Below are 25935 nucleotides of genomic sequence, written 5' to 3'. Positions count from 1 at the left end.
TCCGTAAGGTGGTGTGCGAGAACGAAGCGAACAAACGAGGAGGAACCCCCCATGAGCATCGTCGTCACCGGAGCCACCGGAGCACTCGGCCGTCTCGTCGTCGAGCACCTGCTGGCCACCGTCCCCGCCTCCGAGGTCGCCGCCGTGGTCCGCGACAGGGAGAAGGCCGCCGCCCTCGCCGCCCGGGGCGTCGAGCTGCGCATCGCCGACTACGACCGCCCCGAGACCCTGGCGGACGCCTTCCACGCCGGCGACCGGGTCCTCCTCATCTCCGGCAACCAGGTCGGCAGCCGCGTCGCCCAGCACACCGCGGTCATCGACGCGGCCAAGGCGGCGGGCGTCGCCCAGCTCGCGTACACCGGCATCCTCGGCGGACCCGACGCCGACTTCCTGCTCGCCGACGAGCACAAGGCCACCGAGCAGCTGATCCTGGACTCCGGCCTGCCGTACACCTTCCTGCGCAACGGCTGGTACACGGAGAACCAGACCGAGAACCTGGCCCCGGTCCTGGAGCACGGCGCGGTCGTCGCCAGCGCCGGAGACGGCCGCATCGCCTACGCCACCCGCGACGACTACGCGGCCGCCGCTGCGGCCGTCCTGACCGGCGAGGGCCACCTCAACCGCGCGTACGAGCTGAGCGGCGACACCGCCCTGTCCTACGCCGACTACGCGGCGCTGGTCGCGAAGGCCACCGGCAAGGAGATCGCCCACAACGACGTCCCGGCCGCCGTCCACCAGGAGATCCTGACCGGCGCCGGGCTGCCCGAGGGCTTCGCGGCGATCCTGGTCGACGTGGACCAGGCCGTCCGGCGCGGGCGCCTGGCCGGCACCAGCGGCGACCTGGCCCGCCTGATCGGCCGCCCGACGACCCCGGTCGCCGACACCGTCGCCGCCGCGGTCGCCGCGCGCTGACCCGCACCCCGCCCGGTGTCATGACCGTCTGTCGATACGGACATGACACCGGGACCCCGGCGGCGCTACCTTCATGTGGTTGAGGGTCGTACGACAGCCACCCACCAGGAGGGGCCCGTGCAGGGGACGAATGAGCAACGGGCCGGACTCCTCTCCGGCTTCGCCGCGTACGGGATGTGGGGCATCGTCCCGCTGTACTGGCCGCTGCTGAAACCGGCCGGGGCGGTCGAGATCCTGGCCCACCGCATGGTGTGGTCGCTCGGCGTGGTGGCGGTCCTGCTGCTGGTCCTGCGCCGCTGGTCCTGGATCGGCCCGCTGCTGCGGCAGCCGCGCAAGCTGGGGATGCTCGCCGTCGCGGCATGCACGATCACCGTCAACTGGGGCCTGTACATCTGGGCCGTGAACAGCGGCCATGTGGTCGAGGCGTCCCTCGGCTACTTCATCAATCCGCTGGTCACCATCGCCATGGGCGTCCTCCTCCTCAAGGAGCGCCTGCGCCCGGCGCAGTGGGCGGCGGTCGCCACCGGCGTCGTGGCGGTGCTCGTCCTGGCCATCGGGTACGGGAAGCCGCCCTGGATCTCGCTGATCCTGGCGTTCTCCTTCGCGACGTACGGGCTGGTCAAGAAGAAGGTCGACATGGGCGGCCTGGAATCGCTCACCGTCGAGACCGCCGTGCTCTTCCTGCCCGCGCTCGGCTATCTGATCTGGCTCGGTGCGCAGGGCACCTCGACGCTGACCTCCGAGGGCGTCGGCCACACCGCGCTCCTCGCGTCGACCGGTGTCGTCACGGCCGTGCCGCTGATCCTGTTCGGGGCCGCCGCGATCCGCATCCCGCTCTCGACCATCGGACTGCTCCAGTACATGACCCCGATCGCCCAGTTCCTGCTGGGCGTCGCCTACTTCCACGAGGCGATGCCGCCGGAGCGGTGGGCCGGGTTCGCCCTGGTGTGGGCGGCGCTGATCGTCCTCACCTGGGACGCGCTGCGGACCGCCCGCCGCAACCGGGCCCAGGCGCAGGCGGCCCGGCTGGCCGCGACGGCGACGGCCGCGCCGGCGGGCGCGGAACGAATCGACGTATCACCCGGCAAAAGCCCCGGCGCCGGGACAGAATGCCGGTCATGACCCTTGAGTGGAAAGTCGTCATCGACGCCGCCGACCCGCACGCGCAGGCCGGCTTCTGGTCCCAGGCCCTCGGTTACGAGATCGAGGACAACAGCCCCCTCATCGAAAAGCTCCTGGGCGCCGGGGCCGTACCCGAAGCGCTCACCACCACCGCGCACGGCCGCCGCGCCTGGCTCGACCTGGCGGCGCTCCGGCACCCCGACGACCCGTACGACGAGGAGAGCGGCGCCGGACACGGCCGCCGGCTGCTCTTCCAGCGCGTCCCCGAGCCGAAGACCGTCAAGAACCGCCTCCACCTCGACCTCCACGCGGGCCGGGAGCGCCGCGAGGCCGAGGTGGCGCGGGTGGTCGGCCTGGGCGCGAAGGTCGAGCGCGAGGTCGACGAGCCGGGGGGCCGCTGGACGGTGCTCACGGACCCCGAGGGCAACGAATTCTGCGTGGAGTGAGCAGGGGCCGGGGTGGTTCGCCGCCCCCGGAAGGGGCCGACCCCGACGAACCTGGGGGAGACACCCACCCGTCCTCCACGCTTCCTCGCCCGGGACCGCGTGCACCCTGCGTTGAGCGGGTGCGCGGGAAGAAAGGCCGTTCCGTCGTTCCGCCCCGCCGAATAGCTCGACGGGGCGGACGCATCACTGGGGGCCGGGTTGCTTACGGGAAGGTCGGGAACGGCGCGGGCTGCGCCTTGCCGGGGATGTAGTCGAAGTTGGGCGTCAGCGTGCCCCAGAGGCTGCCGACGCGAGGGGGCGTGGCTCCGGTGACCGAGGCGAAGAGATCGGCGAAGTCCTGGGAGACGTAGCCGCGTACGTTCTTCACGCGGAAGCCGGTGGGGCTGGGCCGGGCGCCGGTCATGACTTCGGTGTAGACGGAGTCGGCGACCATGATCTCCTCGGAGTACGCGTGGCCGTCGACCGCGACAGACGCGGAGTAGCCGGGGGTCGGCATGACGCGGATGTACGAGGGCGTCAGGGTGATCGTCCTGCCGGATGCGGCGTGGTGGAACTCGATGCCACCGGGGTAGTAGATGCGCCCCTTGGAGTCGAGGCCGTCGCCGGCCGTGGTGCCGATCAGCATGCTGAATCCGCGGTTGTCGTCGTCCATCACGAAGGGGCTCACGGCCGACAGGGTGATGCCTTCGCGCTCCATCCAGCTCAGCATCTCGTCGCTCATCGCCACGTGGGCGTCGCCCCAAGGGGAGATGTAGGCGCCGGGCAGCGGGTCGGCGGCCGCGGTCCTGGCGGTGTGGGCCGGCGGCTGGGCGGCCGCTCCGGCCGAGGCCAGGCCGATCGGTACGGAGAGCGCGGTCACGGTGGCGAGGACGGTGAGACGGCGCAGTGCACGCATACGCATGGAGCGTTTCCAGTCTGTGAGGGGTGAGGAAGGCGTCGGAACTCGCCCCGGGAAGGCCCGACAGGTCCGGGGGCGCCCGGGTTCAACGGCGGGCATCGACGCGGTCGAAGATCGACTTCCCGGGAGAGTATGTCCGAGGATGCATGGTTGTGCGACGCGGAAAACCGCCCGTTAGGCCGTCCGGGGGAAAGAGTCATTCGAGGAGTGGATGCGTGCCGCGCAACGATCACCTCAAGATCACTTCGCGCGTTGTCCGGGGTGACCTCCGCCCCCTCGCAGCCCTTGGAGAACACACGTGCCGGGAACTCCCAGAACGTCCGCACCCCGCCCTCCGCATCGCCTGCGGCTCGCTCTTTGGGCCGCCACCACGGTGGCACTCACCGCCGCAGCCCTGTCGGGGCAGTTCGCGGGAACCAGCGAGGCGGGCGGGCACATTGACGCCCCATCGGCCGTGCTCGACTCCCCGGCGGACCTGACCGACGTGTATGCCTTCACCAGCCCGGAAGACGCGGACATGGTGACGCTCATCGCGAACGTCCGCCCCTTCCAAGTGCCCGGCACCGCGGCCAACGCACTGGTCGACTACCCCTTCGCGACCGGAGCCCGGTACGAGATCCACACGGACGCCGATGGTGACGGGGCGGCGGACACCACCTACCGCTGGACCTTCAGGGACGAGGACCGCAGGCCCTTCGGGCAAGGGCCCAAGGTCGGGCCCTTGCCGGTCAACTCGCTCGACGACGCGTCGCTGCGGGTACGCCAGAAGTACACCTTGGAGAAAGTCGCGGCGGGCGGCGCCGTCCGGACACTGCTGAAGGACGCCATCGCCTCCCCCACCGACACGGGCCGGGCGCTGATGCCCGACTACGGCAGGCTGCGCGCCCAGGCGGTCCGTCAACTTCCCGGTGGCGGACGGACCGTGGCCACACAGGCGGCGGAATCGTTCAAGGTCGACACCCAGGTATTCGGCCTGTACACGGTCGGCACCCGCGGCCCGGTACCGGGATGGCTGCCCGACGCCCAGCCGCTGTCGGCGCTGAACGTGAACAGCCTGGTCCTGCAGGTCCCCAAGAGCGAGGTCGCCCTGAACGGTGACCCCGACCGCAATCCGGTCGTCGGCGTGTGGGCATCCGTCTCCCGGCAGGGCGCGAACCTGGAGCGCGGCCTCGCGCAGCAGGCACCCGTCTTCCGACAGGTCTCCCGACAGGGCGCCCCGCATGTGGCGTTCGCGCTGTTCGGCTCCACCATCGGGCTGGCCGAACCCGGCGGGCCCGAGGACCGCTATCAGGCCCGCGCGCCGAAGGACGACCACCTGGAGAAGGACTTCCTGGCCGTGACGCTCGACCCCGTACCGCCGCACCGGATCGAGCGGGCACAGGGCCGTCCAGCGCCGGCGACCCCGCGTCACGACATCCAGGCCCTCTTCATGAAGGGCATCGGCAAGGACAACGGGGCCGGGTTCGGCTTCGACCTCAACACCCACGCGATGAACGCCGACGCCGATGTCACGCGCATCGTGCTCGCCGAGGAACTGCGCCTGAACCTCAGTACTCCCGTCAGCACCGACCCGAAGGCATTCGGTGTCCTCGACGGGGATCCGCAGGGATTCCCGAACGGGCGGCGGCTCAACGACAACATCGACGTGCCGCTGATCCGGATGCTGGAGGGCGAGCCCGCCGGGCCGTCCGCCGCGGGGCTGCTCCCGAAGCCGGTCGTCGGCCTCGAACCCGCCGACGCCCAGAGCGTTTTCCCGTACATCAACCTCCCGCACGCGGGCCCGTGAGGCGTCTGATCACCGCCGCCGGCGGGGCGGCGGCCGTGGCCGGGTGTGTGGCGGGACTTGTCTACCTCGGTCCCGGCACACCCCGGCCGCGGACCGCCGCCCCGCCCGCGGCCGCCCCCGACGCCCGGATCAACCCGGTCGACACCGCCCGCAGGGCGACCGCGGCATACCCCGAGAACCCGGCCGTCTGGGCCGGCCTGGCGCGCGCCGAGATCGAACAGGCCCGTACCACCCTCGACGCGGGTCGGCTCGACGGCGCCGACAAGGCACTGCACCGCTCCCTCGCCCTGGACCCCACGGACAACTACGGTGCCGTGACGGGCCAGGGACTGCTCGCCAACGCCCGGCACGAGTTCAGTCAGGGGCGCGCGTACGGACTGCGCGCCACCCGCATGGCACCCGACCGGGCCGACGGGTACGCCGTACTGGCGGATGCCGAGATCCAGCTCGGGCACTATCCCCAGGCGCGGGCCGCCGTACAGCGGATGCTCGACATCGCCCCGGCCACCGCCGCCTACAGCAGAGCCGCCTACGACCTGGAGACCAACGGAAGGCCCGAGGACGCGGCCATCGCCCTCCAGAGAGCACGGGACAGCGCGGTCTCACCGGACGAACGAGCCTTCACCGAAGCCCGCCTGGGCGACCTCGACTGGTCACTCGGCAAGGTGGACCGGGCGGAACAGCACTACCAGCGCGCCTTGGCCGCCGTACCCGACCATCCCTACGGGATGTCCGGGATCGCCCGGGTGGCTGCCGCACGTGGGTACACGAGTAAGGCACTCACGCTGTACTCACGGCTCGCCGAACGGACGCCGTCGCCCCAGTTCCTGCTGGAGGCGCTGGACCTTCGGCGAGAGGCCGACGGGTCCGGCCGGGGCAGCGAGAAGGCCGCCCTGTCCGCGCAACTGCGGATGGCCGACGCGGACGACGGCCCGGTCGACCCCCATCTCATCCTCTACGCGGCCGACCACGACGACCCGGACGTGGCGGTGGAGCTCGCGCGCAGGGAGTGGAAGCACGCGCACAGCGTCATCGTCGCCGACGCACTCGGATGGGCGCTGCACCGTGCTGGGCGGAACACCGAGGCCCTCACCTATGCCCGCCGGGCCGTCGCGACCGGATGGAAGAACGCCCTGTTCCTCCACCACCTCGGCACGATCGAGCGAGCACTCGCCCTGCCGGAAGGCACCCGTCATCTACGCGAGTCCGCCGCCCTGAACCCGTTCCTCTCCCTGTACCGCCCCGACCCGGATGAGTAGTCGATGAATGTTCCACGTCGTGCGGCGACCGTCGCGGTGCCTGTGCTGGTGCTGTTCGGTCTGGCCTCGGCACCGATGGCCCACGCCCACCCGCTGGGCAACTTCAGCGTCAACCACCATGACGGCCTGCGCATGTCGCACGACCGGATCCAGGACACCGCCGTCGTCGACAGCGCGGAGATCCCCACCGCGCAGGACTGGGAAGCCACCGACACCGATCACAACGGCATGATCTCCCCGGCCGAAGCGGCGGGCCGGGCGGCCGAGCGGTGCTCCCGGCTCGCCGACCGCACCCGCGTCACGGTGGGCGACGAGCCCATCGTCTGGACGGTGGGCCGCTCCACCCTGACGTACGGGAAGGGGGCGGCGGGACTTCCCGTCGCCCGGCTGACCTGCGCCCTGGGGGCCGACGCCGACCTCTCCCGGAGCACCACCGTCTCCTTCACCTCGGGAGCGGATGCGTCGCGGACCGGCTGGAAGGAGGTCACCGCCGTCGCCGATGGCGGCGTACGGCTGGCTGAATCGTCGGTTCCCACGAAGAGCCCGAGTGACGTGCTGCGCCACTATCCCCGTGCCGGGGACGAACCACCCCTGGAGGTGGTCGGGGCGGAACTGCGTACGGAACCGGCGGCGGACGGAACCGCCGCTCACGGAGCCCCCGGGGCGCTGGCGCCGGGTGAGAACGCGGCGGCTCAGGCCGCGGACCGCGGCGCCGTGCTCTTCCCGGCACTGGAACACCGGCTCACCGCTCTGACGGCGAGCCGGGATCTCACCTGGCCGATGGGGCTCCTCGCCGTGGTGCTGACCCTGCTCCTGGGCGCGGGCCACGCGGCACTGCCCGGCCACGCCAAACTCGTTGTCGCCGCCTGTCTGGCCCGCCGGGAAGGCGGCCTCCGCGCCGCGCTCGCGGTCGGAACAACCGTCACGGCCACCCACACCGCCGGTGTCCTGGCCATGGGCCTGATCCTCACCGCGGGCGGCGGACTCGTCGGCGAGCGGCTGCTCGGATGGCTGGGGGCACTCAGCGGCGCGCTGATCGCGGTCCTGGGAATGGTGCTGGCGGCAACGGCGGTACGGTCCCTGCGAACCGGACGGCCACCGGCTCACTGGCACCACGGACACACTCACGCACACCAGCACGACCACGCCCATGCGCACGCCGCGCACGCGCACGCGCACAGTCACGGCAGCGGCCACTCACACGACCACAGCGACCACACGCACGAGGCCGACACCCACAAAAGAGGGGCGGCGCGCCGCACCGGCCTGCCCGCCCTCCTCGGCGTCGGACTCGCGGCCGGCCTGGTACCCAGCCCTTCCGCGCTCGTCGTCCTGCTCGGCGCCATCGCACTCAGCCGCACGTACTTCGGCGTCCTGCTCGTCATCGGCTACGGCGCCGGAATGGCCCTCACCCTGACCGCCGCCGGCCTGCTGCTCTCCGGCAGCGGAACCAGAATGGTCGCCCTGGGCGAACGCCGCCTGCCCTCCCTGCGCCGCTACACCCGGTATACGACCCTCCTCACCGCTCTCGCCGTCCTCACCGTAGGAACCGGCCTCACCCTGCGAAGCGTCCTCACCCTCTGAGAGAGCGGGTTCGACAGCGCTGCGCGGTAGGCCCGTCCGGGGCTGTGGAACGTTCGGTCCCGGACGGGCGGGCGGGTGGTGTGCCTGGGTTCTACCGCGGGTTCGCGATCGGGTCGAAGGCGAAGAAGCCGGCCTGCTCAGGCGTCGTGCCGTTGCCGCGTACCTGGAACCCCAGGACGTTCCCGTGGCTGTTGTGCTTGAACGGGGACCAGTACGTCCTGGTGATGGAGTTGTCCTCCTGGCGGGAGACCCGGCCGTTCTTGTCCTCCTGCCACGCGTGGCCGTAGGGACTGCGGCAGAGGGACCGCTCGATCGATCCGCTTGCCAGGCACTTCCCGGTGGACAGGCTCTTGATGGCTGAGCCGTTGGGAGTCAGCTGCCACCGCTGTGCCGAGTCCGTGCTGTCACACGGGACGAGCGCGTACGTGATCGCGTCGGCTTCCCTTGAGGAGACACACAGCATGGCACCGTCGAAGGCCGTCTTGATCTGGAAGGTCGTACCGACGGCAGGTACGTCGGCTCCGGCCGGGGCGCCAACGGCCGTGACCAGTGCGGCGCTCGCGCAGAGCGACACGGCACCGCGCGTAAGAATGGACGTCCAGGCAAACAAGATTGGCTCCTCTGGGTTCGACACTTTGTCCGTACTCCGGCACGGAGAGCCCTCCGCCTCGATGACTGGGCAGGCGGGCCCTCGTACCGTGGGACAAACGATCTTTCCGGCCGTAGGTTGCGGCCGGCCGGAAGCGCCCTTCGTCAACCGCATCAACCGCACGATCAAGGAACCCGCCGGGAAGACGTGGGGCTGATCCCCGCGTGCTCCGCCTCCACGTGCCGCCTGCGCAGCACCCGGGCGTCCGTCTCCCGGCTCCCGTCCCGCTCGCTCCGGGCGACGGCCTCCGCGAGGTCGAACTCCTGGCACGTGCGGCACGGTTCGGGTTCCCCCGGCGTGCTCACGCGACCTCGCCCCGGCTCCGCGCGTTCTCCCTCGCGGTGCGCGCGGCGAGCCGTTCGGCGGGGGTCGCGTCCCGGGTGTGCTCGGGCCGCACCTCCCACTCGGTGCCGCCCCTGGGCGACCGGAGGGTCCAGTAGGGGCCGGCGACCCCTCGGAACTCCCCCACCAGCGGCTGTTCCCAGCGCCCCACGTCCACGACGATCGTTCCGATGGCCGGAACCTGCTCCTCTACGGGCATAGATGTTCCTCTCCGTAGTCATTCCACTACCAAGCGGACTCAGCGTGGCCTAGAGTCAGGGCCTGTTCAACGTGTCACTTGCGAACGAAAGGTCGGTGACGCCCCTTGAACCGCAAGGAGTTAGAGCCGGACAGCAGCCCGCAGGCCGCCTTCGGCGCGCGTATCCGCAGCTTGCGCGAGGGTCGGGGGTGGAAACAGGAGAACCTGGCCGAACGCACGGGCTACTCCAGTACGCACATCTCGGCCGTGGAAACTGGTCGCAAGATGCCAACGCTCCGTTTCTCACGCCAAGCTGACGCGGCGTTCGGCATCCAGGAAACCACTGACACGTTCGAAAGCGCGTGGCGGGAGATCCGGAACGGATCGCTGCTGGAGGGCTTCCCGCAGTACGTGGGACACGAGGGGCGGGCAGTCGAACTCCGGCTGTACGAGATCGGGATCATCCCGGGCCTGCTTCAAACCCCGGAGTACGCACGGGTGCTGGCCAACAGCGCGGTGCAGCGCGGAGCAATCGCCCAGGAGCAAGCCGATGAGCGCGTCGCGGTCCTGGCGGAAAGGCAGGCAGCCCTTGTGCGCCCCAAGCCGCCCATGCTGTTCGTCACCCTGGACGAGAGCTGCATCCGGCGTCCCGTGGGCGGTTCGGCCGTGATGGACGCCCAGTTGGAGCGGCTGATCGAGTTCGCCGAGCTGCCCAACACGCTGCTCCAGATCGCCCCGTACGAGATAGGAGAACGTCGGACCTTCAATCTGCCCGTCACTCTCCTGACCCTTCCGGATCGGTCCGTGGTCTGCTACGCCGAGTCCCAAACTCAAGGTCATCTAGACCGTGAAAGCACGTCCGTACTGCCGGTGTTGACGGCCTACCATCAGCTTCAGGCCGTAGCGCTGTCTCAAGAGGCGTCCGTGGCCATGATCAGGCAATTACGAAAGGGCACATCGTGACGACCGAATCCCCCCGCTGGTACACCTCCTCGTACAGCGACAACGGCGGCCAGTGCGTCCAGGTCGCCACCAACCTGGTTCCGGCCACCGGCACCGTTCCGGTCCGGGACTCCAAGAACCCGACCGGCCCCTCCCTCGGCCTCCGCGCCAACGCATACGCAGCCTTCGTGACGGGCATCAAGGACGGCGGGTTCAACACCCTCTGATCCGCCCTACGAAGGGAAGCCCCATGGCCACCGAATCCCCCCGTTGGTGCACCTCGTCGTACAGCGAGAACGGCGGCCAATGCGTCTCGGTCGCCACCAACCTCGCCGCCACCACCGGCACCATCCCCGTCCGGGACTCCAAGGTCCCGGACGGGCCCGCCCTCCCCCTCCGCGCCGCCGCGTTCACCGCCTTCGTGGCGGGCGTCAAGGGCGGCGGGTTCGGCGCGGTCTAGGCTCGTCCGGCCCCGCTGATCCGGCGCAGCATGTCCAGGAAGCGGACCCGCTCGTCCGGGGTCAACGGGGCCAGGAGTTCCGCGTTGGCGCGGTCGCCGGCCGCCGTGCACTCCTCCAGGCGGCGGCGCCCCGCCTCCGTCACGCTGACCGCGTTCTTGCGGCGGTCCTTCGGGTCCGGGGCGCGGACGATCAGGGACTCCTCCTGAAGGTCGTTCAGGATGCCGACCAGGTCCTTCGGGTCGAGCGCGACCGCGCGGCCCAGGTCCGCCTGGGCGACGGGTTCCAGGTCCTCGACCGCTGCGAGCACCACGTGGTGCCACATCTTCATGCCGTGCGCGGCCAGCGCATCCGCCACCAGGGACCGGCCCCGCGCGGCCGCCCGGCCCAGGAGCCAGCTCGGGAGCGGGCGGATGCGGCTCGGGGCCGTCGTCGCTGCTGCCTTGTCTGCCATGCCTCGCATCGTATCCAGGAATCGTTGGACTTCCCCACGACTTTCCGCATACCGTTGGGATTCCCAACGAACCCCGGCCGGTCGGAGGTCATCGCCATGCGGCGCATTCGGTACGAACACAGCGGCGGGCCCGAGGTGTTGTTCGAGGAGGACGTGCCCGTGCCCACGCCCGGCCCCGGCGAACTCCTCGTCAAGGTCGAGGCGGTCGGCGTCACCCTCCCGGTGGTGCGCAAAGTCCGCGAGAGCGCGCAGCCCATCCCGCTCGGCGGCGAGATCGCCGGGGAGGTGGTGGCGCTCGGGGACGGCGCGGGCGCGCACGCCGTCGGCGACCGGGTCACCGGTCTCTGCTTCGGGCACGGGTACGCCGAATACGCCCTGCTGAGCCAGGCCATGGCGTCGGCCGTCCCCGCCGGGGCCACCGCCCAGGACGCCGTCGCGCTCGTCCGCAGCGGGGTCGTCGCGCTCGGGGCGCTGGAGTCCGCGCGGCCGGAGAAGGGCGAGTCGGTCCTCGTCACGGCAGCCGCGAGCGGCGTCGGGCACCTGGCGCTCCAACTCGCCCGTCTCCGGGGCGCGTCCCGGGTCGTCGCGGCCGTGGGCGATCCGGCGAAGGCGGACTTCGTGCGGTCGCTGGGCGCCGACGAGGTGGTGACGTACGCCGACGAGAGCTGGGGCGAGCCCTGCGACATCGTCCTGGACGCGGTCGGCGGCGACCTCCTCCCCCGGGCCGTCCGGGCAACCGCCCCCGGCGGCCGGCTCGTCGCGTACAGCTCGGGCGGGGGCACGATCGAGGCGTACGACCTGCTCGTCGGCGGCAAGTCGGTCATCGGCTTCCAGGTCGCCCACATCGCCCGCACCCAGCCCGCGCGGTACGCCGCCTGGATCGCGGAGCTCTGGGCCCTGCACACGGAGGGCAGCCTCCGCCCCGCCGTCCACGCGACCCACCCCCTCGCGGACGCGACCCTCGCCCACGCGACGATCGAGGACCGGGCCAACCAGGGCAAGGTCGTCCTCACCGTCCCCTAAAAGCTCCTCACGCGACGGCAGGTTGAGGAATTCCGTTGCGGTGGAACAGGCGGGTGCCGTGATACTTCGCCATGAGCAGAGACGCCGAGGTCATCGTGCTCGCCCGCTGGGCGCACAAAGTGATGGAACCCCTGACCAGGGACGATCCGGAACGAACGTGGCGGGGCCGCTTCGTTCCGATAGTGGGCCACTGGGGCTACGGGATCGGGTGGGCCCTGGAGCTGGAGAAGGTGCGCGCCCGCAAGGGCCTGCTCAAGCACCTGGAGTCGCTGCCGTGGCCGTATCCGCTCACGGTGCAGGTCCTGCTGCGCGACCAGGACGACGACTGCTTCGGGCTGTGGATGCTCCAGGAGGGCCGACTCGTGGAGGTCCCCCTTCCGCGCACCGAGCGCTTCCACCAGCCGGCACCGCCCAACGAGGACTTCGAGCCCGACCCCGGCATGCTGCTGCGCACGGACGGCCCCGAGAAGCTGCCCGAGCAGACCCCGGAAGCGCTCCGCGACACCCGCCCGCCCTGGTAGGGCGCACACGCCTTACCCCACACCCCCGCCCCGCCACAACTCCGCCGAGGCTCCGGAAACGGGCACCTACGCTTGCTCCCATGCCCATCCCACCCGCATATGCCCTCGTGGCCACCGACCTCGACGGCACCCTCCTGCGCGGCGACGACACCGTCAGCCCCCGCACCCGCGCCTCGCTCGCCCTGGCCCGCGCGGCCGGCGCCCGCCACCTCGTCGTCACCGGGCGGCCCGTGCCCGGCGTACGGGAGCTGCTGGACGGGCTCGGGTACGAGGGGCTGGCCGTCTGCGGGCAGGGGACGCAGGTGTACGACGCCGGGGCGCGGCGCACCGTGCGGGCCGTCACGCTCGACCGGGAGGCGGCCGGGACCGCGCTCGGGAAGATCGAGGCTCAGGTGGGCCAGGTCTTCGCCGCCGTCGACCAGGACGGGCCCGGGGGGCGCACGCTCGTCGAGCCCGGCTACCGGCTGCCGCACGCCACGCTCCCCGCGCAGCGCACCCGGCACCGGGACGAGCTGTGGGCCGAACCCGTGATCAAGGTGCTCATCCGGCACCCCGAGCTGAGCGACGAGGCGCTGACCGCCGAGGCCCGCGCGGTCGTCGGAGACCTCGCGACGGTGACGCACTCGGGCCCCGGGACCGTCGAGCTGCAGCCGTACGGCGTCGACAAGGGTGCCGGGATCGCGCTCGCCGCCGAGGAGCTGGGCGTCGACCCGCGCACCGCGATCGCCTTCGGGGACATGCCCAACGACCTGCCGATGTTCCGCAGCTGCGGCTACGGCGTCGCCATGGGCAACGCCCACCCGGAGCTGCGCGCGGCGGCCGACGAGGTGACGCTCTCCAACGAGGACGACGGGATAGCGGTCGTGCTGGAACGCCTCTACGGCTGAGGCACCAGGAGACCCTGGGAGGCCCTAGAGGGTCGCCCTCAGCGCCCGCAGCACGTGGTCCACCAGCTTTCCCACGTCCTCCGCGTCCTGCATCGGCTTGCGCAGCACATGGCGGTAGTACAGCGGGCCGTAGAGCATCTCCACCGCGAGATCCAGGTCCGCGTCCGGCGGGATCTGGCCCTGCTCCTGCGCACTCCGCAGCCGGCCGACCGCCTCGTTGAAGCGGGGTTCGATCAGCTGCGTGCGAACCGTTTCGGCCAGCTGGTCGTCGTGGTGGAGCTCCGAGAGGATGCCCGCGTAGGCCGGGCCGAACGGGGGTACGGCGAGGACGTTCACCGCGCCCGTGAGGTGGGTGCGCAGGTCCTTCGCGATGTCCCCGGTGTCCACGAACGGAGTCGCCGAGACCAGCATCTCCGTAAAGGCTTCCAGGAGCACCGCGCTCTTCGACGGCCACCAGCGGTAGATCGTCTTCTTGCTCACGCCCGCCCGCGCCGCGATCGCCTCGACCGTGACCCGCCCGTAGCCCCTCTCCGTACAGAGGTCGACGGCGGCTTGCAGGGTCGCCCTGCGGGCGCTCTCGCTCCGGCGCAGTGAACTCGGCGATGTGGTCATTCGGTGAGCATAGGACTGTTCGAGCCAAACCTTATTGACAGCGAGTCGCTACAAGTCGAACAATGCTCTGGCGGAAACGGAACGTACCGTGTCGGCTCGTTCCCTCTGTTTTCCGCGCCGTTCGTGCCGTTCGTGCCGCGACGAGCCGATCGGGGGACGGCTCGCCGGCCGACGGTACGGGCGCGGCTCCCGGTCAGGCGGTGATGTCCTTCGCCGTGAACCGGGCCCAGGCCGCAGAGCCGAACACGGCCACGTACAGGCCCTGAAGTTCGAGGTTCTTCAGCAGCTGGTCCCAGTAGACGGGCTCCCGCAGCAGGTCCGCGAAGGACAGCCAGTAGTGCGGGAAGAGGTAGGGGTGGACCCCGCTCAGCTGGGGGATGGTGTCCACGATCTGGACGGTGATCAGCACGCCGACCGTCGCCGCCATGGCCGCGATGCCACTGTTCGTGAGCGTCGAGACGAACAGCCCGAGCGCCGCGAAGCCGGTGAGGGACGCCGCCACGAAGACCGCGACGACCCCCGCACGCACCAGGCCCTCGCCGAAGCCGATCGTCGTCCCCGAGATCGTCGTGACCTCGCCCACCGGGAACAGCAGCGCGCCCACCGCCAGCGCGGACGCGGCCACGACAAGGGTCGCGACCAGGCAGAAGCCGAGCGTCGCGGCGTACTTCGCGAGCAGCAGCCGCGTCCGGCCGGCCGGGGCGACGAGCAGATAGCGCAGGGTCCCCGCGTTGGCCTCGCCCGCGACCGCGTCGCCCGCGATGACGCCGACGGCCATGGGCAGGAAGACGGGGAGCGTCGCGGCGAGCGCGGCGAAGACCAGGAAGAGCCCGTTGTTGGTCACCTGGGAGAGGAAGGCGGGCCCGCCGCCCCCTCCGCCGGCCCCCGCCGACGAGCCGTCCGCCGTCTCGATGCGCACGGCGATCCCGATCAGGACGGGCACGGCGGCCAGCACGCCGAGCAGCGCGAGGGTGCGCCAGCGGCGCAGGGTGGTGGTGAACTCGGAGCGGAGGATGCCGAGGGTCCAGAGGGGGTTGCGCCCAGCAGGCACGGTTTCGGGTGCGGCTTCAACTCGCGACATCGAATCCCTCTCCCGTCAGGGCCACGAACGCGTCCTCCAGCGAGGCCCGTTCCACGCCGAACGCGCGCACCCGGACGCCCGCCCGCACCAGCGCCGCGTTGAGATCGGCCGGTTCCACCGTGCCCGGCGGGGCGTCCGCGCGGACCCGGTCGCCGTCCACCGTGATCCCCGTGACGCCCTGCTCCTTCAGCACGCGCGCCGCGTCCGCCGCGTCCGGCGTGGTGACGGCCAGGTGGCTGCCCGTGGCCAGGCCCGCGACCGGGCCCTGGGTCAGGAGGCGGCCCCGGGCCATCACCGCCGCGTGCGTGCAGACCTGCTCGATCTCGTCCAGCAGATGGGAGGAGAGGAAGACCGTGGTGCCGTCCGCCGCCAGCTCCCGGACCAGGGCGCGGATCTCGCGCATGCCCTGCGGGTCAAGGCCGTTGGTCGGCTCGTCCAGGACGAGCAGCCGGCGCGGCCGGAGCAGGGCGGCGGCGAGGCCGAGGCGCTGCTTCATGCCCAACGAGTACGCGCGCGCCTTCTTGCCGGCCGCCGGGGCGAGCCCGACCCGGTCCAGCGCGTCCCCGACCCGGGCCGTGCGGGTGCGCGGGTCGGCGGTCGGATCGGCCCGGTCGAACCGCAGGAGGTTGTCCCGGCCGCTCAGGAACCCGTACAGCGCGGGCCCCTCGATCAGCGCGCCGACCTCGGGCAGGACGGTGCGCGAGGCGTCCGGCATGGGGCGGCCGAGGACGCTCGCGGTGCCGGAGGTGGGGGCGATCAGGCCCATGAGCATCCGGATGGTGGTGGTCTTGCCGGAGCCGTTGGGCCCGAGGAAGCCGAAGACGCTGCGGCCGGGCACGGTGAGGTCCAGCCCGTCCACGGCGAGCTGGCCGCCCCGGTAGCGCTTGGTCAGCCCGCGCGTCTCGATGACGGGTGCGGTGCCGGGTGCCCCGGGCTGCCCGATGGGCTCGGCGTCGGGCCCTGCCATGCGTGCTCCCCACTGGTCGTACGGTCGCGCCCGCCCCGCCGCGCGACACGCACGGCGGGGCGGGCGTCAGGAGCGTCAGCCCGCGTTCGCGGCGGCGACCAGCGCGTCCTTGGTGACCGCGCCCACGTAGACGCGGCCGTCGTCCGTCATCAGCGCGTTGATCAGGCGGGTCTTGAAGACCGTGCCCGAGCCGAACTTCCCGCTGACCTTGTCGCCGAGCGCGTCCAGGAACTGCTGGGCCTCGGCCGGGACGTCCTTCGACGCCTCGGAGGGCAGCGCCGCGCCGCCGGGGGTCTTGAACTCGGCGATGCTGTTCCAGCCCTTGCCGATGACCTTCGGGGCGCCGGCGCCCTCCGCGTCTTCGAACGCGCCCAGGCCGCCCCGCGACTTCTCGTGGCCCTTGGCCTTCGCGTCGTCGGCCTCGGTGACCTTCGCGCCCTTGGGCGGGGTGAAGGCGAACGAGGACGCGGCGGGCTTCCCGAAGTCGACCGAGGTGAAACCGGCGTCCACGACCGCCTTGCCGCCGCTGCTGGGCTGCAGCGTGAACTTCAGCGGCACGCCGTTCTCCGCGTCCACGGCGACGGTGATGGACCCGACCGTGGAGCCCTTCTGCTCGGGCTTGAGGACCAGACGGTACGCGTCGCGCCCGGCGACCCGCGCGGTGCCGTCCACCGAGACGGACGTCGTGCCGTCGGCGGCCTTCAGAGCCTCCTCGGCGAGCGCCTTCGGCGTGGTCGGGACGCCCTCGGGAGCGGCCTGCTCCTTGCCGTGCGGAGCCTTGCCGTGCGGCGCCTCGCCCCTGCCCCTGCCGTCCGCGTGGAAGACCTCGTTGGACCCGCTGTCGTAGGCCCAGACCTCGTCGCCGTTGTGGATGAGGCTGTACTCGGAGGCCTGGTCCAGGACGGACAGGCGCTGCTTGTCGGGGCCGTCGGCGGCCACCCGGAGGGTGTGCGTACCGGAGGCCAGCTCGGTGAGCTTGCTCTGCGGGTCGGCGCTCGATCCGCCCTTGCCGCCGTCGCCGCCCTCGGCCGCGCCGGACAGGAAGGAGCCGGCCAGGCCGCCCATGGACGGGATGCCGAGGTCCGTGCTGATCTTCACCGTGCCGGAGAACTGCTCGGTGTCCGAGGCGGCGATCTTCTCGATGAGTTCCTGAGCGGTGATCTTCGGCAGATCGGGGTCGCCCGAGCTGGCGAGCGCCGGGACCAGGCCGATCGTCGCGGCCGCCACCCCCGCCACCGCTACGGGGACGATGTAGCGCGCGGCCTTGCGGCGGCCGGCGGGCCTCCGGACGGCCGTGCCTTTGGTCTCCGCGCTGTCGTTCGGTGCCATGTGTGCCCTACCTCCGTGGTCGGCGGCTTCCGTCGGGATGCACTCGTCCACTCCGTGCCGCCATTCTCACCCGTTTTGGTCAGGAGTGGTTGTTCTCCATCTGACCAAATCGGGCGGCCCGAAGCGTCAACCCCCGGGAGCAACCTCGTGTACCTCTTCGGTATGACGGCGGAGCGCCATTTCTCCGCCGCCCAGTAGGGGTTGGGCGGTCACCGGCTCCGGGGTCCGTCAGCCGGCGCGGTGGACCACCGCGTCGCACATCTCTTCCAGCGCGAGCTTCGCGTAACACTCCGGGAGCGGCTTCAGCACCGCCCGCGCCTCCTGGGCGTACCGCACGGTGTCGCGGCGGGCCTGCGCGAGCGCCGGGTGGGCGCGGAGCAGCCGCAGCGCCTCCGCGAGCCGGTCCGGGTCGCCGAGGTCGCCGTCGAGCAGCTCCACCAGGGCCAGGTCGTCCGCCTTGCCGTGCGCCGCGGCCTGCGCCCTGAGGTGGAGGACGGGGAGGGTCGGGATGCCCTCCAGGAGGTCCGTGCCGGGGGTCTTGCCGGACTCGTGGGAGTCCGACGCGATGTCCAGGACGTCGTCGGCGAGCTGGAAGGCCACGCCGAGCCGTTCACCGTACTGGGTGAGGATGTCCACCGCGGTGTCGTCGGCGCCGGACATCAGCGCCCCGAACCGGCAGGCGACGGCGATCAGGGAGCCGGTCTTGCCGCGCATCACTTCGAGGTAGTGGTCGACCGGGTCGCGGCCGTCGCGCGGGCCCGCGGTCTCCAGGATCTGGCCGGTGACCAGGCGCTCGAACGCCTCCGCCTGGATGCGGACGGCCTCCGGGCCGAGGTCGGCCAGTATGTGCGAGGCACGGGCGAACAGGAAGTCGCCGGTCAGTACGGCGACCGAGTTGCCCCAGCGGGAATTGGCGCTGTCGACCCCGCGCCGCACTTCGGCCTCGTCCATGACGTCGTCGTGGTACAGCGTCGCGAGGTGGGTCAGCTCGACCACGACGGCCGCGGGCACCACGCCCGGGGCGTCGGCGTCGCCGAACTGGGCGGCGAGCATCGCGAGGAGCGGCCGGAACCGTTTGCCGCCCGCGCGCACCAAGTGCTGGGCGGCTTCCGTGATGAAGGGCACGTCGCTCTTGGTGGCATCGAGCAGGCCCGACTCGACAGCAGCCAAACCGGCCTGGACACCGGCCTCAAGAGCCTGGTCCCGCACGCTCAGTCCGAACGGCCCGACGACGGTCACGAGGGGATCTCCTGTCTGCTGACGATCACACGGAATGTCGATGTGTCGTTGTCACCACTCAAGTCAGCGTATCCGGTCCCCTTTGGATCACCGTGGGCGCCTTCCCGCCACCGCCGGTATGTTCGGGATCAGCTCATACGATCAGGAGTTGCCGCTTTGTCCCACACAGCAGCAGACACCGAACCGGCACAGCCGCCCCCGGCCGACGACCACGCCTTCTTCGGCCAGCCACGGGGTCTGATGACCCTGTCCGGCCTGGAGGTCTGGGAACGGTTCTCGTTCCTCGGCATGCAGGCGATCCTGGTCCTCTACTTCGCGGACACGGTCGCCAACGGCGGCATGGGCATGGAGGCCGGTACCGCCGCCTCCGTCTCGGCCGCGTACGGCACGCTCGTCTATCTGGTCTCCGTGGCCGGAGGCTGGCTGGCCGACCGCATCCTGGGCTCGTACCGGGCGGTGCTCTACGGCGGCATCCTGATCGCCTGCGGGCACTACGCCATGGCGGTGCCCACCAACGCGATGACCTGGGTCGGTCTCGGCCTGATCAGCGCCGGTACGGGCCTGCTGAAGCCGAATGTGGCGACGATGGTCGGCAAGCTCTACCGGACCGACGACGAGCGCCGGGACGCGGGCTTCGCCCTGTACTACATGGGCATCAACATCGGCGCCTTCCTCGGCCCGCTGATCACCGGCTGGCTCGGTGACCACGCGAGCTGGCACTGGGGCTTCTCGGCCGCCGCCTTCGGCATGACGCTGGGCCTCATCCAGTACGTGGCGGGCCGCCGTCACCTGGCCGGGCGAAAGCACGCCGCCGAATACGCGCTGGCCCCCGGACCCATGCGCCGGGCGGTCCTGCTCATCGTCGCCGGGGCCGTGGTGGTGGCGGTCGTGGCGACCGCGCTGGCCCTGGCGGGCTGGCTGACCATGGACCGGTTCGTGGACGTGCTCACCCTGATCTCGGTGATCGCGCCCGTCGTCTACTTCGTGGTGATGTTCCGCAGCCCCCGCGTCACCGCCGAGGAGCGCGGCAGGCTGCGCCCGTACGTGGTGCTCTTCCTGGCGTCCGTGGTGTTCAACTTCATCCTCTTCCAGGCGTACTCGACGATGATGCTGCTCGCGTCGACCAACGCCCGTACGGAGATCTTCGGCTTCCACTTCCCGGCGAGCTGGTACGCCTCCGCGCTCGGCGCCTTCGAGGTGCTGCTCGCCCCGGTGGTCGCCGCCGTCTGGGCGAGGATGGGGCCGCGCCAGCCGCACGCCTCCAACAAGATCGCGATCGGGGTCATCCTCGGCGGTCTCTCGTTCCTGCTGATGGTCCTGCCCACCTCCGGGCACACCGGCGACACGTACAAGATGGCCGCCTGGTGGATCGTCGGCTCCTATCTGCTGCTCGGGCTCGGCGACATCCTGCTGGAGACCTCCGGCATGTCGGCGACGACCAAGCTGGCCCCGCAGGCGTTCGCCAGCCAGACCATGGCCCTCTGGTTCCTCTCGCTGGCCCTCGCCAACGGCATCCAGGCCCAGATCGTGAAGCTGTACGGCGAGGTGTCCAACCCCGCCTACTTCGGTGTCAACGGCGCCGTGGCGGTGGTGGCCGGTGTGGCCGTCATCGCCGCCGCCCCCTGGCTCAGGCGCACGATGCACCCCGTCCACTGAGGTACGCCCATGCACATCCAGACCGCGTTCCCGTACGAGACGACCCGCGAGGACCTCTACATCCCGCTGGCGGACGGCACCCAGCTGTACGCCCGGATCTGGCGGCCGGTCACGGACGAACCCGTGCCCGCCCTGCTGGAGTACCTGCCGTACCGGCTGAGCGACTGGACCGCGCCGCGTGACTGGCAGCGCCACCCCTGGTACGCCGGACACGGCTACGCCTCCGTCCGCGTGGACGTGCGCGGCCACGGCAACAGCGAGGGCATGCCGGGCGACGAGTACGACGCGACGGAGCTCGCCGACGGGGTCGCGGTCGTCCACTGGCTGGCCCAGCAGGAGTGGTGCTCGGGCCGGGTCGGCATGTTCGGGATCTCCTGGGGCGGCTTCAACTCGCTCCAGATCGCCGCGCTGGCCCCGGAGCCGCTGAAGGCGATCGTCACGGTCTGCTCGGCGGACGACCGCTACGACAACGACGTCCACTACATGGGCGGCTCGGTCCTCGCCGTGGACATGCACGCCTGGGCGGCGACCATGCTCGCCTTCGTCTGCCGGCCGCCCGACCCGGCGGACGTCGGCGACGACTGGCGGCAGATGTGGCTGGACCGGCTCGAAGCCGTGGACCCCTTCATCCACACCTGGCTCTCCCACCAGACCCGCGACGCCTACTGGAAGCACGGCAGCGTCTGCGAGGACTACTCCGCGATCAAGGCGAACGTCCTCGCGGTCGGCGGCTGGCACGACCCGTACCGCGACACCGTCCTGCGGCTGGTGGAGCACCTGGACCCGGCGAAGGTGCGCGGGATCATCGGCCCCTGGTCGCACCAGTACCCCGACCGGGGGCTGCCGCCCGGACCGGGCATCGGCTTCCTCCAGGAGACCCTGCGCTGGTGGGACCAGCACCTGAAGGACGAGGACACCGGGGTGATGGAGGAGCCGCTGCTGCGGTCCTGGATCAGCGAGTCGCACCCGCCCGCCACGGTGTACGAGACGCTGCCCGGCCGGTGGGTCGGGGAGACCAGCTGGCCCTCGGAGAACGTCACCCCGGTCGCGTACGCCCTCCAGGGCGGGCCGCAGATCGTCCACTCGCCGCAGCAGACCGGGCTGGACGCCGGACGGTTCTTCCCGTTCGGCAACGACGCCGACCTGCCGCCGGACCAGCGCGACGAGGACGCCAAGTCGCTCTGCTTCGAATTCCCGGTGACCGACGCGCCGATCGAGATCCTGGGCAGACCCCGGGTGAGCCTCCGCATCACCATGGACGTGCCGCGCGGCCAGGCCATCGCCCGGCTCTGCGACGTCGCCCCCGACGGCTCCTCCACCCTCGTCACGCGCGGCGCGCTCAACCTCGCCGCCCGGGGCGGCCGGGACCGCACCGAGGACTGGACCCCCGGCGCCACCGAGGACGTCACCTTCGAGCTGAACGGCATCGGGCACACCTTCCCGCCCGGCCACCGCATCCGGCTCGCCGTCTCGTCCTCGTACTGGCCCTGGATCTGGCCGCAGGCGGGCTCGGCGGGCTTCACCCTGGAGGCGGACGGCAGCCTCGTCGAACTCCCGGTCCGGCGGCACACCGAGGACCCCGCCATCCGCTTCGAGGAACCCGAGCAGTCCGAACCGCTCGGTGTGGTCTACCCGGAGACGCTGGACGCGCCGCGCCCGGAACGGCTCGTCGTCCGCGATGTGGCCGAGGGCGAGTGGCGGATGGAGGTGGACCCGCGCTACGGCGGCACGCGCGTCTACCCGGACGGGCTGGAATTCACCGAGGACGCGGTGGAGAAGTACACCATCCACGAGGGCGACCCGCTCTCCGCGCGGACCCGGTCCGACTGGACGATCCGGCTCCACCGGCCGGAGATGGCCTGGGACGTGCAGATCGACACCCGCTCCGAGATCACCGCCGACGCGCACGACTTCCACACCGTCAACGAGGTCGTCTGCACCGAGGGCGGCGAGGTCGTCTTCCACCGGACCTGGGAGAAGAGCATCCCGCGCACGTCCGGGTGACGTCGCGAGCGAGGCGTACTTTCCAGGGCATTGGGGATGGTTGGGGCACTGCCGTACGGCAGTCGTCCCGACGTGACGACCTCACCCGCGACGCCGCTGACAATCGCGGGTGGGGTCGTAACGTTGTCCCCAAGCGACCCGGAAAGCGAGGCAGCGAACGATGCCCGAGCAGAGCAGTCCGCTCGATGTGACCGAGGGCGACCCCTTCGGCCCGCACAACCTGCCGTACGGCGTGTTCTCCACCCCCGACCGCCCGGGCGAGCGGCGCGTCGGCGTCCGCATCGGCGACCACGTCCTGGACGCCGGGGCCGCCGCGCTCGCCCTCGGTTCGCCGTACGCCCAACTCCTGGCCCAGCCCGACCTGATGGCCCTGCTCGCGGCCGGGCGCACCGCCTGGCGCGACGTGCGCCGGGCGCTCACCGCCTGGGTCACGGTCCCCGCCCACCGCGCGGACATGGAGCCGCTGCTGCACCCGCTGGACGCGGTCACCCTCCATCTGCCGTACCAGGTCGCCGACTACGTGGACTTCTACGCGAGCGAGCACCACGCCACCAACGTGGGCCAGATCTTCCGGCCCGACGCCGACGCACCGCTCACCCCCAACTGGAAGCACCTGCCGATCGGTTACCACGGCCGCGCCGGGACCGTCGTGGTCTCCGGCACCGAAGTGGTCCGTCCGGCGGGCCAGCGCAAGGCACCGGCCGACCCGGCGCCCGTCTTCGGCCCCTCCGTGAAGCTCGACATCGAGGCGGAGGTCGGCTTCGTCGTCGGCACCCCGTCCGAGCAGGGCAGGCCCGTGGCCCTCACGGACTTCCGCGAGCACGTCTTCGGGCTCTCGCTGCTCAACGACTGGTCGGCGCGCGACATCCAGGCCTGGGAGTACGTCCCGCTCGGCCCGTTCCTCGGCAAGTCCTTCGCGACCTCCGTCTCCGCCTGGGTCACCCCGCTGGAGGCCCTGGACGCCGCCCGCACCGCCCCGCCCGCCCGCGACCTCCCGCTGCTCCCCTATCTGGACGACGCGGACGAGGACGAGCCCGGCGGCTACGACCTGCGGATCTCCGTCGCGGTCAACGGGCACGTCGTCGCGGAGCCGCCGTTCTCCACGATGTACTGGACGGCCGCCCAGCAGCTCGCCCAGATGACGGTCAACGGCGCCTCGCTGCGCACCGGCGACCTCTTCGGCTCCGGCACGGTCAGCGGTGCCGAACCGTCCCAGCGCGGCTGCCTGCTGGAGCTGACCTGGAACGGCCGCGACCCGCTGGAACTCCCCGAGGGCAAGCGCACGTTCCTGCAGGACGGCGACACGGTGACGATCACCGCCTGGGCGCCGGGGCCGGACGGCACCCGGGTGGGCCTGGGCGAGGTCTCCGGGCGGGTCGTGCCGACGGACTGACGCGGGCCCGTCTCACTCGTACTCCGGGGGCTCCTCGTCCCAGCCGAACTCGGCGTCGTCGTGGGAAGCGGAGGCGGGCGGGGCCGTCCGGGCCGGCTTCGGCCGGGCGGGCCCGGGCGGGGTCTCCGGGGCGGCGGCCGGGGCGTCCGGGGTGTCGTCGGCCGCCGGGGCCTCGGGCGTGTCCAGGCCCGACAGGACCTCCAGCACGCCCTCGCCGTACGTCGCGAGCTTCTTCTCGCCCAGGCCGCTGATGCCGCCCAGCTCCCCCAGCGTCGTCGGGCGGATCGTGGCGATCTCGCGGAGCGTGGCGTCGTGGAAGATCACGTACGCCGGGAGGCCCAGTTCCTTGGCCTGGGCGGCTCGCCAGGCACGCAGGGCCTCGAAGACGGGGACGGCTGTCCCGGGGAGGTCGGCGGCGGCCGCCGCCTTCGGCTTGCGCTCGCCCCGGGCAGGCGACGAGGACCGGGAGTCGGTCGGCTTCTTCGGCTCCTTGCGGAGCTGGACCTCGCGCTCGCGGCCCAGGACCGCGCCGCTCGCCTCCGTGAGGACCAGCGTGCCGTACTCGCCCTCGACGGCGATCAGGCCCTGGGCGAGGAGCTGGCGGACCACGCCGCGCCACTCCGCCTCGGAGAGGTCCTCGCCGATGCCGAAGACCGACAGCTGGTCGTGGTCGAACTGGATGACCTTGGCCGTGCGGCGGCCGAGCAGGATGTCGATGATCTGGCCCGCGCCGAACTTCTGGCCGCGCTCCCGCTTCAGCCGGACCACCGTGGACAGCAGCTTCTGGGCGGACACCGTGCCGTCCCACGTCTCCGGCGGGGTGAGGCAGGTGTCGCAGTTGCCGCAGGAGGTGGCCGTGGGCTCCTGGCCGAAGTACGTCAGGAGCTGGGCGCGGCGGCACTGGGCCGTCTCGCACAGGGCGAGCATCGAGTCCAGGTGCGAGGCGGCCCGGCGGCGGAACGCCTCGTCGCCCTCGCCGCCCTGGATGAGCTTGCGCTGCTGGACGACGTCCTGGAGGCCGTACGCCATCCACGCCGTGGACGGGGCGCCGTCGCGGCCGGCCCGGCCGGTCTCCTGGTAGTACCCCTCGACGGACTTCGGGAGGTCCAGGTGGGCGACGAAGCGGACGTCCGGCTTGTCGATGCCCATGCCGAAGGCGATCGTCGCGACGACGACCAGGCCCTCCTCGCGCAGGAAGCGGGACTGGTGGGCCGCGCGCGTCCCGGCGTCGAGCCCCGCGTGGTACGGGACGGCCTCGATGCCGTTGCGGCAGAGGAATTCGGCGGTCTTCTCCGTGGACGCCCGGGAGAGGCAGTAGACGATGCCCGCGTCCCCGGCGTGCTCCTCCTTGAGGAAGGCGAGCAGCTGCTTCTTCGGGTCGGCCTTGCCCACGATCCGGTACTGGATGTTGGGCCGGTCGAAGCTGGCGACGAAGTGCTTGGCGTCGGGCATGCCGAGCCGCTGGGTGATCTCCCGGTGCGTCGCGTCCGTCGCGGTGGCCGTCAGGGCGATGCGCGGCACGTCCGGCCAGCGCTCGCCGAGCACCGACAGGGCCAGGTAATCCGGGCGGAAGTCGTGGCCCCACTGGGCGACGCAGTGCGCCTCGTCGATGGCGAAGACGGAGATCTCGCCCCGGGACAGCAGGGAGAGCGTGGAGTCCAGCCGCAGCCGCTCCGGGGCGAGGTAGAGCAGGTCCAGCTCGCCTGCCACGAACTGGGCCTCCATCGAGCGGCGCTCGTCGAAGTCCTGCGTGGAGTTGATGAAGCCGGCCCGCACGCCGAGCGCCCGCAGCGCGTCGACCTGGTCCTGCATGAGGGCGATCAGCGGGGAGATCACGATGCCGGTGCCCCGCCGGACCAGGGCCGGGATCTGGTAGCAGAGGGACTTGCCGCCACCGGTGGGCATGAGCACGACGGCGTCTCCGCCGGCCACCACGTGGTCGACGATCGCCTCCTGCTCACCGCGGAACGCCTCGTAACCGAAGACGCGGTGCAGGGTGCGCCGCGCCTCGCTCTCGGCCGCGGCGGTGGTCCCGCCCGTGCTCAGATCCGTGGTCATGCCCGTCACGCCCGTCCCGCTCATCGCTCTGTCCCCCGATACCGCTCCCGCTGCGTCCCAGCGCTCTTCCCCTGCCACCATAGGCGCCCCCTCCGACAACGCCGGACGGGCTTGACTTCCCCTGGGGAATGCCAA

Annotated in this window: 25 protein-coding genes; 15 read left to right on the top strand and 10 right to left on the bottom strand. The window is 71.6% G+C overall.

The window, feature by feature from the left end; all coding sequences use genetic code 11:
* Window positions 1-51: 51 nt before the first annotated feature.
* The 3 genes from ACFZAT_RS00960 to ACFZAT_RS00950 all read left to right on the top strand — a co-directional run bounded on the left by ACFZAT_RS00960 (window position 52) and on the right by ACFZAT_RS00950 (window position 2480).
* Window positions 52-912, top strand: a complete 861-nt coding sequence (locus ACFZAT_RS00960; RefSeq protein ID WP_391258300.1) for an NmrA family NAD(P)-binding protein — start codon at window positions 52-54, stop codon at window positions 910-912.
* A 117-nt stretch (window positions 913-1029) separates the two neighbouring features.
* On the top strand, window positions 1030-2034 hold the full coding sequence (rarD, locus tag ACFZAT_RS00955; protein WP_391258297.1) for an EamA family transporter RarD: 1005 nt from the start codon (window positions 1030-1032) through the stop codon (window positions 2032-2034).
* Window positions 2022-2480, top strand: a complete 459-nt coding sequence (locus ACFZAT_RS00950; RefSeq protein WP_391258294.1) for a VOC family protein — start codon at window positions 2022-2024, stop codon at window positions 2478-2480. Before rarD ends, ACFZAT_RS00950 begins: the two co-directional genes overlap by 13 nt.
* A gap of 202 nt (window positions 2481-2682) precedes the next feature.
* Here the strand turns inward: ACFZAT_RS00950 and ACFZAT_RS00945 are convergent, their stop codons facing one another.
* Window positions 2683-3381 (bottom strand): hypothetical protein, encoded by a 699-nt coding sequence (locus tag ACFZAT_RS00945; protein ID WP_391258291.1) that lies wholly within the window; start codon window positions 3379-3381, stop codon window positions 2683-2685.
* A 370-nt stretch (window positions 3382-3751) separates the two neighbouring features.
* Between ACFZAT_RS00945 and ACFZAT_RS00940 the strand changes: the two genes are divergently transcribed.
* From ACFZAT_RS00940 to ACFZAT_RS00930, 3 genes are read left to right on the top strand one after another with little or no spacing between them, the layout of a single operon-like run.
* A complete protein-coding gene (locus ACFZAT_RS00940) occupies window positions 3752-5164 on the top strand; it encodes a DUF4331 family protein (protein ID WP_391258288.1) in 1413 nt (470 codons plus the stop codon).
* Window positions 5161-6423 (top strand): tetratricopeptide repeat protein, encoded by a 1263-nt coding sequence (locus ACFZAT_RS00935; protein WP_391258286.1) that lies wholly within the window; start codon window positions 5161-5163, stop codon window positions 6421-6423. The genes ACFZAT_RS00940 and ACFZAT_RS00935 overlap by 4 nt, the downstream gene beginning before the upstream one ends.
* A 3-nt stretch (window positions 6424-6426) precedes the next feature.
* Window positions 6427-8007 carry a nickel transporter gene (locus tag ACFZAT_RS00930; RefSeq protein ID WP_391258284.1) on the top strand — a complete coding sequence of 527 codons (1581 nt, stop codon included), beginning with the start codon at window positions 6427-6429 and terminating at the stop codon, window positions 8005-8007.
* A 91-nt stretch (window positions 8008-8098) separates the two neighbouring features.
* Here ACFZAT_RS00930 and ACFZAT_RS00925 read toward each other — a convergent pair whose 3' ends face one another.
* Together ACFZAT_RS00925 and ACFZAT_RS00920 are read right to left on the bottom strand one after the other, a co-directional pair.
* Window positions 8099-8617 carry a hypothetical protein gene (locus ACFZAT_RS00925; RefSeq protein WP_391258282.1) on the bottom strand — a complete coding sequence of 173 codons (519 nt, stop codon included), beginning with the start codon at window positions 8615-8617 and terminating at the stop codon, window positions 8099-8101.
* 340 nt (window positions 8618-8957) lie between these two features.
* Window positions 8958-9197 carry a hypothetical protein gene (locus ACFZAT_RS00920; protein ID WP_391258280.1) on the bottom strand — a complete coding sequence of 80 codons (240 nt, stop codon included), beginning with the start codon at window positions 9195-9197 and terminating at the stop codon, window positions 8958-8960.
* 105 nt (window positions 9198-9302) lie between these two features.
* Between ACFZAT_RS00920 and ACFZAT_RS00915 the strand changes: the two genes are divergently transcribed.
* Genes ACFZAT_RS00915 through ACFZAT_RS00905 form a run of 3 tightly spaced genes read left to right on the top strand, consistent with a single transcriptional unit; the run spans window position 9303 to window position 10578 of the window.
* Window positions 9303-10139 carry a Scr1 family TA system antitoxin-like transcriptional regulator gene (locus tag ACFZAT_RS00915; RefSeq protein WP_391258278.1) on the top strand — a complete coding sequence of 279 codons (837 nt, stop codon included), beginning with the start codon at window positions 9303-9305 and terminating at the stop codon, window positions 10137-10139.
* A complete protein-coding gene (locus ACFZAT_RS00910; protein ID WP_391258275.1) occupies window positions 10136-10345 on the top strand; it encodes a DUF397 domain-containing protein in 210 nt (69 codons plus the stop codon). Before ACFZAT_RS00915 ends, ACFZAT_RS00910 begins: the two co-directional genes overlap by 4 nt.
* Window positions 10346-10368: 23 nt before the next feature.
* Window positions 10369-10578 (top strand): DUF397 domain-containing protein, encoded by a 210-nt coding sequence (locus ACFZAT_RS00905; RefSeq protein ID WP_391258273.1) that lies wholly within the window; start codon window positions 10369-10371, stop codon window positions 10576-10578.
* Here ACFZAT_RS00905 and ACFZAT_RS00900 read toward each other — a convergent pair.
* The gene (locus ACFZAT_RS00900) at window positions 10575-11039 is read right to left on the bottom strand and encodes a MarR family transcriptional regulator (protein ID WP_391258270.1); all 465 of its coding nucleotides are present in this window, start codon (window positions 11037-11039) and stop codon (window positions 10575-10577) included. The two genes, ACFZAT_RS00905 and ACFZAT_RS00900, sit on opposite strands and share 4 nt — an antisense overlap.
* A gap of 87 nt (window positions 11040-11126) precedes the next feature.
* On the opposite strand from ACFZAT_RS00900, the gene ACFZAT_RS00895 reads away from it, so the two are divergent.
* From ACFZAT_RS00895 to ACFZAT_RS00885, 3 genes are all read left to right on the top strand, one after another.
* A complete protein-coding gene (locus ACFZAT_RS00895) occupies window positions 11127-12053 on the top strand; it encodes a zinc-binding dehydrogenase (protein ID WP_391258268.1) in 927 nt (308 codons plus the stop codon).
* A 71-nt stretch (window positions 12054-12124) separates the two neighbouring features.
* A complete protein-coding gene (locus ACFZAT_RS00890; RefSeq protein ID WP_391258265.1) occupies window positions 12125-12574 on the top strand; it encodes a hypothetical protein in 450 nt (149 codons plus the stop codon).
* An 80-nt stretch (window positions 12575-12654) separates the two neighbouring features.
* Window positions 12655-13461 carry a Cof-type HAD-IIB family hydrolase gene (locus ACFZAT_RS00885; RefSeq protein ID WP_391258262.1) on the top strand — a complete coding sequence of 269 codons (807 nt, stop codon included), beginning with the start codon at window positions 12655-12657 and terminating at the stop codon, window positions 13459-13461.
* A gap of 24 nt (window positions 13462-13485) precedes the next feature.
* Here ACFZAT_RS00885 and ACFZAT_RS00880 read toward each other — a convergent pair whose 3' ends face one another.
* From ACFZAT_RS00880 to ACFZAT_RS00860, 5 genes are all read right to left on the bottom strand, one after another.
* A complete protein-coding gene (locus ACFZAT_RS00880; RefSeq protein ID WP_391258260.1) occupies window positions 13486-14073 on the bottom strand; it encodes a TetR/AcrR family transcriptional regulator C-terminal ligand-binding domain-containing protein in 588 nt (195 codons plus the stop codon).
* A 193-nt stretch (window positions 14074-14266) separates the two neighbouring features.
* Window positions 14267-15154: an ABC transporter permease subunit gene (locus ACFZAT_RS00875; RefSeq protein WP_391258257.1), complete on the bottom strand. Its 888-nt coding sequence runs from the start codon at window positions 15152-15154 to the stop codon at window positions 14267-14269.
* A complete protein-coding gene (locus ACFZAT_RS00870) occupies window positions 15141-16121 on the bottom strand; it encodes an ATP-binding cassette domain-containing protein (RefSeq protein ID WP_391258254.1) in 981 nt (326 codons plus the stop codon). The genes ACFZAT_RS00875 and ACFZAT_RS00870 overlap by 14 nt, the downstream gene beginning before the upstream one ends.
* Window positions 16122-16196: 75 nt before the next feature.
* The gene (locus ACFZAT_RS00865; protein ID WP_391258252.1) at window positions 16197-17450 is read right to left on the bottom strand and encodes an outer membrane lipoprotein carrier protein LolA; all 1254 of its coding nucleotides are present in this window, start codon (window positions 17448-17450) and stop codon (window positions 16197-16199) included.
* Window positions 17451-17678: 228 nt separating this feature from the next.
* The gene (locus tag ACFZAT_RS00860; RefSeq protein ID WP_391258250.1) at window positions 17679-18689 is read right to left on the bottom strand and encodes a polyprenyl synthetase family protein; all 1011 of its coding nucleotides are present in this window, start codon (window positions 18687-18689) and stop codon (window positions 17679-17681) included.
* Window positions 18690-18845: 156 nt separating this feature from the next.
* Between ACFZAT_RS00860 and ACFZAT_RS00855 the strand changes: the two genes are divergently transcribed.
* The 3 genes from ACFZAT_RS00855 (at window position 18846) to fahA (ending at window position 23742) form a co-directional block, all read left to right on the top strand.
* Window positions 18846-20345, top strand: coding sequence for an oligopeptide:H+ symporter (locus tag ACFZAT_RS00855; protein WP_391258247.1), 1500 nt, complete (start codon window positions 18846-18848; stop codon window positions 20343-20345).
* Between the two features lie 9 nt (window positions 20346-20354).
* Window positions 20355-22349, top strand: coding sequence for a CocE/NonD family hydrolase (locus ACFZAT_RS00850; protein ID WP_391258244.1), 1995 nt, complete (start codon window positions 20355-20357; stop codon window positions 22347-22349).
* Between the two features lie 160 nt (window positions 22350-22509).
* Complete coding sequence (fahA, locus tag ACFZAT_RS00845; RefSeq protein ID WP_391258241.1) at window positions 22510-23742, top strand: fumarylacetoacetase; 1233 nt, start codon at window positions 22510-22512, stop codon at window positions 23740-23742.
* 12 nt (window positions 23743-23754) lie between these two features.
* On the opposite strand, the gene recQ is transcribed toward fahA, so the two are convergent.
* A complete protein-coding gene (recQ, locus tag ACFZAT_RS00840; protein WP_391260142.1) occupies window positions 23755-25800 on the bottom strand; it encodes a DNA helicase RecQ in 2046 nt (681 codons plus the stop codon).
* Between the last annotated feature and the right edge of the window lie 135 nt (window positions 25801-25935).

The organism is Streptomyces sp. NPDC008163 (assembly GCF_042956885.1).
Classification (GTDB): domain Bacteria; phylum Actinomycetota; class Actinomycetes; order Streptomycetales; family Streptomycetaceae; genus Streptomyces; species Streptomyces drozdowiczii_A.
This window is presented reverse-complemented; position numbering and strand designations above follow the sequence as displayed.